At 66.1% G+C, this 12,728-nt stretch carries 8 protein-coding genes; 4 read left to right on the forward strand and 4 right to left on the reverse strand.

The genetic code is table 11. The annotated features are described in order from the left end of the window. Positions 1 to 5 precede the first annotated feature (5 nt). The 4 genes from xdhB to Herbaro_RS06915 form a co-directional block, all read right to left on the reverse strand. Positions 6 to 2,366: a xanthine dehydrogenase molybdopterin binding subunit gene (gene xdhB / locus Herbaro_RS06900; protein ID WP_275013092.1), complete on the reverse strand. Its 2,361-nt coding sequence runs from the start codon at positions 2,364 to 2,366 to the stop codon at positions 6 to 8. Positions 2,367 to 2,386: 20 nt separating this feature from the next. Continuing rightward, positions 2,387 to 3,883 (reverse strand): xanthine dehydrogenase small subunit, encoded by a 1,497-nt coding sequence (gene xdhA, locus Herbaro_RS06905; protein WP_275013093.1) that lies wholly within the window; start codon positions 3,881 to 3,883, stop codon positions 2,387 to 2,389. Positions 3,884 to 4,232: 349 nt separating this feature from the next. Next, on the reverse strand, positions 4,233 to 5,531 hold the full coding sequence (locus Herbaro_RS06910) for an NCS2 family permease (RefSeq protein ID WP_275013094.1): 1,299 nt from the start codon (positions 5,529 to 5,531) through the stop codon (positions 4,233 to 4,235). A 724-nt stretch (positions 5,532 to 6,255) separates the two neighbouring features. Beyond that, positions 6,256 to 7,173, reverse strand: a complete 918-nt coding sequence (locus Herbaro_RS06915; RefSeq protein WP_275013095.1) for a LysR family transcriptional regulator — start codon at positions 7,171 to 7,173, stop codon at positions 6,256 to 6,258. A 169-nt stretch (positions 7,174 to 7,342) separates the two neighbouring features. Between Herbaro_RS06915 and gcl the strand changes: the two genes are divergently transcribed. The 4 genes from gcl to pyk all read left to right on the forward strand — a co-directional run bounded on the left by gcl (position 7,343) and on the right by pyk (position 12,713). Continuing rightward, entirely contained in the window at positions 7,343 to 9,118 is a 1,776-nt protein-coding gene (gene gcl, locus Herbaro_RS06920; RefSeq protein WP_275013096.1) for a glyoxylate carboligase, read from the forward strand. A gap of 234 nt (positions 9,119 to 9,352) precedes the next feature. Further along, the gene (hyi, locus tag Herbaro_RS06925) at positions 9,353 to 10,132 is read left to right on the forward strand and encodes a hydroxypyruvate isomerase (protein ID WP_275013097.1); all 780 of its coding nucleotides are present in this window, start codon (positions 9,353 to 9,355) and stop codon (positions 10,130 to 10,132) included. A gap of 8 nt (positions 10,133 to 10,140) precedes the next feature. Next, entirely contained in the window at positions 10,141 to 11,061 is a 921-nt protein-coding gene (gene glxR, locus Herbaro_RS06930) for a 2-hydroxy-3-oxopropionate reductase (RefSeq protein ID WP_275013975.1), read from the forward strand. Between the two features lie 233 nt (positions 11,062 to 11,294). Beyond that, the gene (pyk, locus tag Herbaro_RS06935; RefSeq protein WP_275013098.1) at positions 11,295 to 12,713 is read left to right on the forward strand and encodes a pyruvate kinase; all 1,419 of its coding nucleotides are present in this window, start codon (positions 11,295 to 11,297) and stop codon (positions 12,711 to 12,713) included. Positions 12,714 to 12,728 lie beyond the last annotated feature (15 nt).

The following is a 12,728-nucleotide window of genomic DNA, read 5'->3' on the forward strand; positions in this document are numbered from 1 at the left end:
GCTCCTCAGTGGGCGGCGCGCACGGCGTCCACCGCGTCGAGGATGGCCTCGCAGGTGGCCGGCGCGCGCAGCGGCGGGTTGACGCGGTGCCGGCCTACCGCCGAGACCGCGTCGCGGATCGCCAGGAACACCGAGAACGGCAGCAGCAGCGGCGGCTCGCCCGTGGCCTTGGAGCGGTGGATGGTGTCGGAGACGTTGCTGTTGCGGTACAGCTCGGTACGCAGATCCGCCGGGCAATCCGAGATCGCCGGGATCTTGTAGGTCGAGGGCGCGTGCGTCATGAGCTTGCCGTCCTTGTTCCACCACAGCTCCTCGGTGGTCAGCCAGCCCATGCCCTGGATGAAGCCGCCTTCCACCTGGCCGATATCGATCGCCGGGTTCAGGCTCTCGCCGGCGTCGTACAGCAGGTCGGCCCGCAGCAGCTTGCTTTCGCCGGTCAGCGTATCGATCACCACCTCGGCCACCGCCGCGCCGTAGGCGTAGTAGAAGAAGGGATGGCCGGTCATGCTCTTGGAATCCCAATGCACCCGGGGCGTCGAGTAGAAACCGTCGGACCACAGCTGCACGCGCTGCAGGTAGGCCTGCATCACCAGGTCGGCGAAGGCCAGCGACTGCTCGCCGGCGATGGCGAGGTTGTCGGCGAAGCGCACGTCCGCGGCGTCCACGCCGAAGTGCCTGGCGGCCACCTGGGCCAGGCGAGCGCGGATCTGCAAGGCCGCATCCTGCGCCGCCTTGCCGTTCAGGTCGCTGCCGGTGGAGGCGGCGGTGGCCGAGGTGTTGGCGATCTTGCTGGTGTCGGTCGCGGTGCAGCGCACGCGCTCCAGCGGCAGGCCCAGCGCGTTGGCCACCACCTGCGCCACCTTGGTGTTCAGTCCCTGGCCCATCTCGGTGCCGCCGTGGTTCACCAGCACCGAACCGTCGGTATAGACGTGCACCAGCGCGCCGGCCTGGTTCAGATGCGGCACATTGAAGGAAATGCCGAACTTCACCGGCGTCAATGCCATGCCCTTCTTCAGCACCGGGTTGGCGGCGTTGAATTCGGCGATGGCGCGGCGTCGCGCCTGGTAGTCGCTGGTGCGTTCCAGCTGGTCGACCAGGCCGTGGATCACGTTGTCCTCGACCTTCTGCCCGTAGTGGGTGACGTTGCGCGCCTTCGCTCCGTCGGCGTCGCTCATGCCGTAGAAGTTGGCGCGGCGCACCTCCAGCGCATCGCGGCCCAGGTTGCGCGCGATCTCGTCGACGATGTACTCGATGGCGATCGCCCCCTGCGGCCCGCCGAAACCGCGGAAGGCGGTGTTGGACTGGGTGTTGGTCTTGCCGCACATGGCGTGGATCTCCACGTCCGACAGGTAGTAGGCATTGTCGAAGTGGCACACCGCGCGGGTGGCCACCGGGCCCGAGAGGTCGGCCGAGAAGCCGGCGCGCGAGACCATGTCGATCTTCGCGGCCAGGATGCGGCCGTCGTCGTCGTAGCCGATCTCGTAGTCGTAGGCGAAGCAGTGGCGCTTGCCGGTGACGATCATGTCGTCGTCACGGTCGGCGCGCAGCTTGACCGGGCGGCGCAGGCGCACCGCCGCCACCGCGGCCGCGCAGGCCCACAGCGCCGATTGCGATTCCTTGCCGCCAAAGCCGCCGCCCATGCGGCGGCACTCCACCAGCACGTCGTGCGAGGCCACGCGCAGCACGTGCGCGATGTGATGCTGCATCTCGCTGGGGTGCTGGGTCGAGCAGTAGACGTGCATGCCGCGCCCCTCCCTGGGGATGGCGTAGGAGATCTGGCCTTCCAGGTAGAACTGCTCCTGGCCGCCGACGTCGAACTTGCCCTGCAATGTGTGCGGCGCGCGCGCGAAGGCCTCGGCGGGGGCGCCCCGCGTGAGGTGCATCGGCGGCAGCACATAGGAGCCGGCCGCATGCGCGGCGCGCGGGGTCAGGATGGGCTCCAGTTCTTCATAGTCGATCACCGCGCAGCGCGCGCCGCGGCGGGCATTGTCGTGGCTGTCGGCGATCACGATGAAGATCGGCTGGCCCACATACTGCACCAGGCCGTCGGCCAGCACCGGATCGTCGTGGATGATGGCGCCGCACTGGTTCTCGCCGGGGATGTCGTCGGCGGTGAAGACCGCCACCACGCCCGGCGAGGCCTTGACCTTGGCCAGGTCGATGGAGCGGATCTTCGCGTGGGCTTTCTGCGACAGCCCCAGCGCCGCATGCAGCGTGCCTTGCAGCTCGACGATGTCGTCGGTGTAGGTGGCCTCGCCGGTCACGTGCAGCAGCGCCGACTCGTGCGGATGCGGCTTGCCGACCTCGGCCCAGTCCTTGGCCGGCAGCGCCGTCGTGGACATGAATTCTTCGGTGTGCTTGTTCATGGCATTCTCCCGGTCATCGCTCACGTCGCCGCGACCGCGAAGGCGCGCACTGCGCCGGGCGCCAGCGGGGCCTCGGGGCGGGTTTCCAGCCAGTAGCGGTACAGCAGGTTCTGCGCGGTGCGCAGGCGATAGGCGGAGCTGGCGCGCATGTCCGACAGCGGCGCGTAGTCCTGGGCCATCGCGGCCATTGCGGCGCGCACGTTGTCCTCGCTCCACGCCTTGCCGTTGAGGACGGCCTCGGCGCCGGCGGCGCGCTTGGGCGTGGCCGCCATGCCGCCGTAGCACATGCGCGCTTCCTTTACCCGGCCGTCGTCCAGCGTGAAGGCGAAGGCGGCGCAGACCGCCGAGATGTCCTGGTCGAAGCGCTTGGAGAGCTTGTAGACCCGCAACTTCACCCCTTCGCGCGGCAGCGGGATGCGCACCGACTGCACCACTTCATCGGGCTGCAGGGCCGACTTCTGGTAGGCGATGTAGAAGTCTTCCAGCGCCATCTCGCGCCGGCCGTTCACACCGTACAGCACGATCCGCGCGCCCAGCGCGATCAGCCAGGGCATGGAGTCGCCGATGGGCGAGCCGTTGGCGACGTTGCCGCCCAGGGTGCCGGCATTGCGCACCGGCATCGAGGCGAAGCGCTGCCACAGCTCCGACAGCTCCTGCGGATAATAAGCGTTGATTTCGCCATAGGCCTGCTCCAGCGAGACGCCGGCGCCGATCTCCAGGAAACCGTCGGCCGCGCGCATGGCGCGCAGCTCTTCGACCTGGCCGATGTAGATGATGTCGCCCAGCTCGCGCATGTGCTTGGTGACCCACAGGCCGACGTCGGTGGAACCGGCCAGGATGCGCGCGCGAGGCAGCTCGCTGCGCAGCGCGGCGAGTTGCGCCAGCGTGCGCGGCGCGTGGAAGGTCTGGCCGTCGTGCGTCACCGCCAGCGGCTCCTCGCGGCGCAGGCCGCGCAACGCTTCGCTGACCTGTTCGCGGTCGAAGGCCACGGCGGGCAGCCGGCCCATGCGGCGCGCGGCGTCGACGATGGGGCGGTAGCCGGTGCAGCGGCACAGGTTGCCGGAGAGCGCATCGTCGATCTCGCGCCTGGAGGGTTCGATGCCGTCCTTGTCGTGCTTCAGGTACAGGCCCCACAGTGACATCACGAAGCCCGGCGTGCAGAAGCCGCACTGGGAGCCGTGGCATTCCACCATGGCCTGCTGCACCGGGTGCAGGCAGCCGTCGGCTTGCTTCAGGTCTTCCACCGTGAACAGCGCGCGGCCGTCCAGCGTGGGCAGGAACTGGATGCAGGAGTTGACGGTTTTCAGTTCCAGCCGCTCGCCGCGCAGCTCGCCCACCACCACGGTGCAGGCGCCGCAGTCGCCTTCGGCGCAGCCTTCCTTGGTGCCGGTGCAGTGCAGGTCTTCGCGCAGGTGCTGCAGCACGGTGCGGGTGTTGGGCAGGCCCGCCGCCTGGCGGATCTCGCCGCGATAGTAGAACTGGATGGGGCGCTGGGAGGCGCGATTCGATTCTGGCATGTCTCTGCTCTGGTAAATGTACAAAAAAATACGTACAAGATTTAGGGTGCTTAGAGCATGTTGCTTGCTCTATGGCACGCTCCAGGGCTGATCGTGGGGCGCACTCTTATTATTCGATCCTGCAGGAAGCGCGGGTTCCTCCTGTTACACCTGCGGGGCGGATCTTTTTTCTGCTTCCTGCATTGCCGTTTCTCCGATGGAAGGCCATTCAAGAAACGTGCCGGGGTTCTCAAAGGATGGAACTGATTGTGCGCCTCGTTTTGTGAAAAACGATTGTCCAATTCCCTCTTTTGACAATCCCGGGATGCGCCGGCAGGGCGCATCCCGTCGTTGCCGCTTCAGTATCCCGTCATTCGCCGAGATAGACCAGCTTGAACAGGAAGATCGCCGCGATGATCCAGATGATCGCCGAGACATCCCGCGCGCGCCCGGTCAGCAGCTTCAGGCCGGCATAGCTGATGAAGCCCAGCGCCAGGCCATTGGCGATCGAGTAGGTGAAGGGCATCACCAACGCGGTGATCACCGCCGGCACGCATTCGGTGGTGTCGTCCCAATCGATGTGCACCAGCTCGCGCACCATCAGGCAGGCCACGAAGAACAGGGCGGGCGCGGTCGCATAGGCCGGCACCACGCCGGCCAGCGGCGCGATGAACAGGCACAGCAGGAACAGCAGGGCGATCGCTACCGCGGTCAGGCCGGTGCGCCCGCCGGCCTGCACGCCGGCCGCGCTTTCAATATACGCAGTGGTGCTGGAGGTGCCAAGCAGGGAGCCGGCGACGATGGCGGTGCTGTCGGCCATCAGGGCCTTGTTCAGGCGCTCCATCTTGCCTTCCTTCATCAGGCCGGCGCGGGTGGCCACGCCCATCAGCGTGCCGGTGGCGTCGAACAGCTCGACCAGGAAGAACACCAGCACCACGTTCAGCAGGCCCATCGACAGCGCGCCCTTGATGTCGAGCTGCAGGAAAGTCGGCGCCACCGAGGGCGGCGCGGCGAACACGCCGTTGAAGTGGTTGCCGCCGAACAGGAAGGACAGCACCGTCACCAGCAGGATGCCGATCAGCAACGCGCCGCGCACCTTGAGCTTGTCCAGCGCCACGATCACCATGAAGCCGACGATGGCCATCACCGGCGCCGGCTGGTGCAGGTCGCCCAGGGTAACGAAGGTGGCGGGATTGGCGGCGATGATGCCGGAGCTCTTGAGCGAGATGATCGCCAGGAACAGCCCGATGCCGGCCGGGATGGCGGTGCGCAGCGAGCGCGGGATGCTCTTGATGATCATCTCGCGCACGCGCAGCACGCTGACGATCAGGAACAGGCAGCCCGAGATCAGCACCGCGCCCAGCGCGGCCTGCCAGGGAAAGCCCATGCCCTTGACCACGGCGTAGGCGAAGTAGGCGTTCAAGCCCATGCCGGGCGCCAGGCCGATGGGGTAGTTGGCGTACAGGCCCATGATCAGCGTGCCGATGGCGGCGGCCACGCAGGTGGCGACGAACACCGAGTCCTTGGGCATGCCGGCGTCGCCCAGGATGGAGGGGTTGACGAAGATGATGTAGGCCATCGTCAGGAAGGTGGTCAGGCCTGCCAGCAGTTCGGTGCGGACGGTGGTGCCGTTCTCGCTGAGTTTGAAAAACTTGTCTAGCGCGTTCATTCTTGGTTGTCTCCGTTTGGTCCTTTTTTATACGCCGGAAAACTTGCCCGGTTGCGAATCGGGCAAAAAATGGGCGTTCTGGCTTTATGCGTATTGGTTGCAGCGTACGTAATGTCGTTCAATTTCATGGTGTCGTCGTAAGGGCGCGGGAATAGCCACTATAAACATATGGTTATATGCGCATATGGTACTGAAAAGTGGGGCAGGACGCGGGGTTTGATGAGGGGGATTGGGGGTGTTTCGGTATGGAATGCCGTGGTGGGTTGGGCGCGTGTTGTTATTGTTGCTTGAAGGTTGGGTGGGTGGATGGTTTGGACTTGGAGTGGAAGTCTGGTCTTGCCGCGTGCAGGTGTACTGGCTTGATGCTTTTCTTTCTCCGGTCGTAAGCAAAAAGATAAGAAAAGGCGCGGCCCCTAAGTGCCAGCCCCTTCGGGGTGCCCGTCGGAGCGGCGCACAAGGGAAAAGCGTGTCCGGCTCGCCTTCGGCCTCGATTCCTTGGCTCGCTATCTCAATTAATCCGTCGTCCCCGCGAAAGCGGGGATCCAGTGTCGTTCGTCATGCCTCGACTACCGTTGCAAGACACTGGGTTCCTGCTTTCGCAGGAACGACAAGCAGGAAGTCACTTGAACATCAGGCGGCATTGGCCACCTCCCCTGTGTCGTCCCTGCGAAAGCAGGGATCCAGCGTCGTTCGTCGCACTTAACAAAACTTAACCACGACCACCTTATTTCTTCCCCCCGCCATTCCAGTAATCCGCCCGCGCATATACCTCCTTCAGGTAATCGATGAAGAAGCGCGTCTTGGCCGGCAAGTGCCGTTGTTGCGGGTACACCGCCATGATGTCGTAGTGCGGCAGGGCGTAGTCGTCCAGCACCGTCACCAGTTCGCCCGAGGCCAGTTGCGACTGGATCTCCCAGGTCGAGCGCCAGGCCAGGCCCAGGCCTTCGCCGGCCCAGCGGTGCAGCAGTTCGCCGTCGTTGCAGTCGAGGTTGCCTTGCACCTTGACGATCACCGGCTTGCCGTTCTGCTGGAAATACCAGCCGCGCTGCTGGCCGCCCTGCAGGTTGAACGCCAGGCAATTGTGCCGGGCCAGGTCGTCCAGGGTATTGGGCATGCCGTTCCTGTGCAGGTATTCGGGCGAGGCGCAGACCACGCGGCGGTTGCTGGCCAGGCGCACGGCGACGAAGCTGGGTTCGATCGCGCCGCCGATGCGGATGCCCAGGTCGTAGCCTTCGCGCACTAGGTCGACCACGCGGTCGGTGAGGTTGAAGGAGATCTGGACTTCAGGGTGCGCGGCCAGGAAGGCCGGGGCATGCGGCGCCACGTGCAGGCGCCCATAGGCGGCGGGGGTGGAGACCACCAGGTGGCCGGTGGCCTTGTGGCGCCCCTCGGCGATGCTCTTCTCGGCCGTCTCCATCTGCTCCAGCAGCTTGCGGCAGTGGTCTAGGAAGACGCTGCCCTGCTCGGTCAGCGTCAGGTGGCGCGTGGTCCGGTGCATCAGCTTGGTGCCCAGGCGCTTCTCCAGCGCGTCGATGCGGCGGCCCATCATCACCGGCGTCACTTTCTCCTCCAGCGCGGCGGCCGCCAGGCTGCCCTTGTCGACGACGGACACGAAGGCTTCTATCTGTTTGAGTTTGTCCATTATCCGATCCGATTCAATACTTTTTCTATGTTTCCATACTTTCGATTGGTAATAAATAGATTTTTAGTGTTCTTATCAAACGAAATTGTAACGACTAGCATGGCCTCCAGACATAGCGAACGGCAAGCCGCACCCGGCGCGCCGCCCACAGCAATTCCTAGAGAACAACATGGCAAAGATGAGAGCAGTCGACGCAGCGGTCTGCGTGCTGGAGAAGGAGGGCTGCCTGCAGGCCTTCGGCGTGCCGGGCGCGGCGATCAATCCGTTTTACTCGGCGTTGAAGCGCCATGGCGGCATCAAGCACATCCTGGCGCGCCACGTCGAGGGCGCCTCGCACATGGCTGAAGGGTACACCCGCGCCAAGGCCGGCAACATCGGCGTGTGCATCGGCACCTCGGGGCCGGCCGGCACCGACATGATCACCGGCCTCTACTCGGCCCAGGCCGATTCCATTCCCATCCTCTGCATCACCGGCCAGGCGCCGCGCGCCCGGCTCTACAAGGAAGATTTCCAGGCGGTCGACATCGAGTCCATCGCCAAGCCGGTCACCAAGTGGGCGGTCACGGTGCGCGAGCCGGCGCTGGTGCCGCGCGTGTTCCAGCAGGCTTTCCACCTGATGCGTTCGGGCCGCCCCGGTCCGGTGCTGATCGACTTGCCCTTCGACGTGCAGATGGCCGAGATCGAGTTCGATCCCGATACCTATTCGCCGCTGCCGGTCTACCGTCCCGCCGCCACCCGCGCCCAGGTCGAGAAGGCGCTGGCGATGCTCAACGCCGCCGAGCGTCCGCTGCTGACCATCGGCGGCGGCGTGGTCAATGCCGACGCCGCCGCGCTGGCGGTGGAGTTCGCCGAACTCACCGGCGTGCCGGTCATCCCCACGCTGATGGCGTGGGGCGCGATCCCCGACGACCACCCGCAGATGGCCGGCATGGTCGGCCTGCAGACCAGCCACCGCTACGGCAACGCCACCATGCTGGCCTCGGACTTCGTGCTGGGCATCGGCAACCGCTGGGCCAACCGCCACACCGGCTCGGTCGATGTCTTCACCAAGGGCCGCAAGTTCGTCCACGTGGACATCGAGCCGACCCAGATCGGCCGGGTGTTCGGTCCCGACTACGGCATCGTCAGCGACGCCGGCGCCGCCCTGGCGCTGTTCATCGAGGTGGCCCGTGAACTCAAGGCGGCCGGCCGCCTGCCGGACCGCTCTGCCTGGCTGGCCGAATGCCAGCAGCGCAAGAAGAGCATGCAGCGCCGGACCAGTTTCAACGACACCCCGGTCAAGCCGCAGCGCGTCTATGAAGAGATGAACCGCGCCTTCGGCCGCGACACCTGCTACGTCGCCACCATCGGCCTGTCGCAGATTGCCGCCGCGCAGTTCCTGCACGTCTATCGCGAGCGCCACTGGATCAACTGCGGCCAGGCCGGCCCGCTGGGCTGGACCATTCCCGCCGCGCTGGGCGTGGCGGCGGCCGATCCGCACAAGAAGGTGGTGGCGATCTCGGGCGACTACGACTTCCAGTTCATGATCGAGGAGCTGGCTGTGGGGGCGCAGTTCAACCTGCCTTACCTGCACGTGCTGGTGAACAACTCCTACCTCGGCCTGATCCGCCAGGCGCAGCGCGGCTTCGAGATGGACTATTGCGTGCAGCTGGCGTTCGAGAACGTCAACGCGCCCGAGCTGAACGGCTACGGCGTGGATCACGTAGCCGTGGTCGAAGGCCTGGGCTGCAAGGCGATCCGCGTGACCGACCCCAACGCCATCCAGGACGCCTTCGCCCAGGCCAAGCGGCTGATGGAGGAGTTCCGCGTTCCGGTGGTGGTGGAGATCATCCTCGAACGCGTCACCAACATCGCCATGGGCACCGAGATCGACGCCGTCAACGAGTTCGAGGAACTGGCCAGCCGGCCCGAACACGCGCCCACCGCCATCAGCCTGCTGGATTGATCCCGCAGGCGCCTTCCGCGCCGATCCGAAGAGGAGACAAAAGTCGCCGGCAAGAGCGACGCCTTCCTTGCGCCGCTTTGGATAGGCCTAACGAACCAGATCACCGTTCGGGCTGAGTAGTCGCGCAGCGGCGTATCGAAGCATCGCCGTCATGCGCGCCTTCGATAGGCACCTTCGGCGCCACTCAGTCCGAACGGGAATACAGGATTTAACAGGAAACCACAGGAGCACCCCATGCCCCAACTCGCCGCCAACCTCACCATGCTGTTCACCGAACAGCCCTTCATGGAACGCTTCAAGGCCGCCGCCGACGCCGGCTTCAAGGCCGTCGAATTTCTTTTTCCCTATGCCTTCGACGCCGAGCAGATCGCCGGCCAGCTGCGCGCCGCCAAATTGCGGCTGGTGCTGCACAACCTGCCGGCCGGCAACTGGGAGGCCGGCGAACGCGGCATCGCCTGCCATCCCGACCGCGTGGCTGAATTTCGCGCCGGCGTCGACGAGGCCATCCGTTATGCCCGCGCGCTGGAGGCGCCGCAGCTGAACTGCCTGGTGGGGATACTGCCGCAGGGCGTGGCGCGCGAGGCGGCGCGCGAAGTCCTGGTGGGCAACCTGAAATACGCCGCCGCCAGGCTGAAGGAGCACGGCATCCGTTTGCTGATCGAACCGATCAACAGCTTCGATATTCCCGGCTTCTTCCTCACCACCACGAAGCAGGCGGTGGAACTGATCCTGGCCACCGGTTCGGACAACCTGTTCGTGCAGTACGACATCTATCACATGCAGCGCATGGAGGGCGAGCTGGCCGGCACCCTCAAGGCCAACCTCTCGCTGATCGGCCACGTGCAGCTGGCCGACAACCCCGGCCGCTTCGAACCCGGTACCGGCGAGATCAACTGCCGCTACCTGTTCGGCTGGCTCGACGAGATCGGCTACGGCGGCTGGATCGGCTGCGAGTACAAGCCGCAGGCGGGCACCGCGCAAGGGCTGCGCTGGATCAAGGAACACGGCCTCTGAGCCGTCACATCAATCAACACGGATCAAGGAGAACAAGCATGGCAAAAGTCGGATTCATCGGCCTGGGCATCATGGGCGCGCCCATGGCGGAAAACCTGCAAAAGGGTGGCCACAAGCTCTACCTGCATGACCAGAAGAACCCGCCGGCGGCGCTGCTGGAAGGCGGCGCCACCGTCTGCACCTCGGGCGCGGAAGTCGCCAAGCGCGCCGACATCGTCATCGTCATGGTGCCGGACACGCCGCACGTGGAAGCCGTGCTGTTCAGCGAGAAGGGCGTGGCCGAGGGCCTGTCGGCCGGCAAGATCGTGGTCGACATGAGCTCGATCTCGCCCATCGCCACCAAGGGCTTCGCGCAGAAGATCAACGCGCTGGGCTGCCAGTACCTGGACGCGCCGGTCTCCGGCGGCGAGGTCGGCGCCAAGGCCGCCTCGCTGACCATCATGGTGGGCGGCCCGGAAGCCGCCTTCAACGACGTGAAGCCGCTGTTCGAACTGATGGGCAAGAACATCACCCTGGTTGGCGGCAACGGCGACGGCCAGACCACCAAGGTGGCCAACCAGATCATCGTGGCGCTTAACATCCAGGCAGTGGCCGAGGCGCTGCTGTTCGCTTCCAAGGCCGGCGCCGATCCGGCGCGGGTGCGCCAGGCGCTGATGGGCGGCTTCGCGTCCTCGCGCATCCTCGAAGTGCACGGCGAGCGCATGGTCAAGCGCACCTTCAGCCCGGGCTTCCGCATCGAGCTGCACCAGAAGGATCTGAACCTGGCGCTGCAGGGCGCCAAGGCGCTGGGCATCTCGCTGCCCAACACCGCCGCCGCGCAGGAGCTGATGAACGCCTGCGCCGCCCATGGCATGAGCGGCCTGGACCACTCGGCGCTGTGCCGCGCGGTGGAGATCATGTCCAACCATGAGATCGCCAAGGCATCCTGATCCGGCACCGTCGAACGCTGCTTGGGGCGCCGTGAACGCCGCTGGGTCCCGGCCTGCGCCGGGACGACAGGAAAGGGATGGCCTCGAACAATCGCAGGCTGAAGCTATCTCCTCCACGTCGTCCTGACGAAGGTCAGGACCCCGTGTCGTTTGCGCCGTATCCGGCATCTGTCGAAATGGTCGTTCGCCTTCCATTTTTCAAACAACAACCACAACCATCCCGGAGATCCACCATGCGCCGCCAACGCCAGGCCAAAATCGTCGCCACCCTCGGCCCCGCCAGCGCCACGCCGCAGATGATCCGCGCACTGTTCGAGGCCGGCGCCGACGTCTTCCGCTTCAACTTCAGCCACGGCAGCCACGCCGATCACCAGGCGCGTTATCTCATCGTGCGCGAAGTGGAGCGCGAGATCGGCCGGCCGATTGCGGTGCTGGCCGACCTGCAGGGTCCCAAGCTGCGCATCGGCCAGTTCGCCGACGGTCGCGTGACGCTGCTGCCGGGCCAGTCCTTCACGCTGGACCGCGGCGCCGCGCCGGGCGACGGCAGCCGCGTCTGCCTGCCGCATCCGGAACTGTTCGAGGTGGTCGCCGCCGGCCAGTCGCTGCTGCTGGACGACGGCAAGCTGCGCCTGCAGGTGGAGCACAGCGACGGCGCGCGCATCCGTACCCGGGTGATCAACGGCGGCGCGCTGTCGGACCGCAAGGGCGTCAACGTGCCCGACGCCGTGCTGCCGATCCCGGCCCTCACCGACAAGGACAGGCGAGACCTGGACTTCGCGCTGGACATGGGCGCCGACTGGATCGCATTGTCGTTCGTGCAGCGTCCGGAAGATGTGTTCGAGGCGCGCGCCCTGATCGGCGACCGCGCCGCCGTGCTGTCGAAACTGGAGAAGCCGGCCGCGCTGGATCGCCTGGATGAGATCGTGCAAGCCTCCGACGCCATCATGGTGGCGCGCGGCGACCTCGGCGTGGAGTTGCCGCCCGAGCAGGTGCCCGGCACGCAAAAGCGCATCCTGCGCGCCTGCCGCCAGCACGGCAAGCCGATCGTCATCGCCACCCAGATGCTGGAGTCGATGATCGCCGCGCCCGTGCCCACTCGCGCCGAAGTCTCGGATGTCGCCAGCGCCATCTACGACGGCTCGGATGCCGTGATGCTCTCGGCCGAATCGGCCAACGGCGCCTATCCATTGCAGGCGGTGGCGATGATGGACCGCGTGATCGCCGAGGTGGAGCGCGATCCGCTCTACCGCAACATGCTGGACGCCCAGCACGAGGCGCCCCAGCCCAACGGCGCCGATGCCATCTGCTCGGCCCTGCGCGACGTCGCCGGCATCGTCGGCGCCACCGCCACGGTGACCTACACCAGCTCCGGTCACACCAGCCTGCGCGCGGCGCGCGAGCGGCCGATGGCGCCCATCCTCTCGATCACGCCGCAACTGCAGACGGCGCGCCGGCTGGCGCTGGTATGGGGCGTGCATTCCACCATCAGCGACCGGATCCACAACGAAAGCGAGATGGTCAGCGCCGCCTGCCAGACGGCCCTGAAGGAAGGGTTTGCGAAGAAGGGCGACCAGATCGCGATTACCGCCGGCATGCCCTTCGGACAGCCGGGCAGCACCAATCTGTTGCGGCTGGCGGAGGTGTGGGGGTAGGCGCGCGCAGGCCGG

Source organism: Herbaspirillum sp. WKF16, from assembly GCF_028993615.1.
Lineage (GTDB): Bacteria > Pseudomonadota > Gammaproteobacteria > Burkholderiales > Burkholderiaceae_D > Herbaspirillum.

Coding starts and splice junctions, on each gene's coding strand:
- xdhB (WP_275013092.1), bottom strand. CDS start 2,366: ATGAACAAGCACACCGAAGAATTCATGTCCACGACGGCGCTGCCGGCC.
- xdhA (WP_275013093.1), bottom strand. CDS start 3,883: ATGCCAGAATCGAATCGCGCCTCCCAGCGCCCCATCCAGTTCTACTAT.
- Herbaro_RS06910 (WP_275013094.1), bottom strand. CDS start 5,531: ATGAACGCGCTAGACAAGTTTTTCAAACTCAGCGAGAACGGCACCACC.
- Herbaro_RS06915 (WP_275013095.1), bottom strand. CDS start 7,173: ATGGACAAACTCAAACAGATAGAAGCCTTCGTGTCCGTCGTCGACAAG.
- gcl (WP_275013096.1), top strand. CDS start 7,343: ATGGCAAAGATGAGAGCAGTCGACGCAGCGGTCTGCGTGCTGGAGAAG.
- hyi (WP_275013097.1), top strand. CDS start 9,353: ATGCCCCAACTCGCCGCCAACCTCACCATGCTGTTCACCGAACAGCCC.
- pyk (WP_275013098.1), top strand. CDS start 11,295: ATGCGCCGCCAACGCCAGGCCAAAATCGTCGCCACCCTCGGCCCCGCC.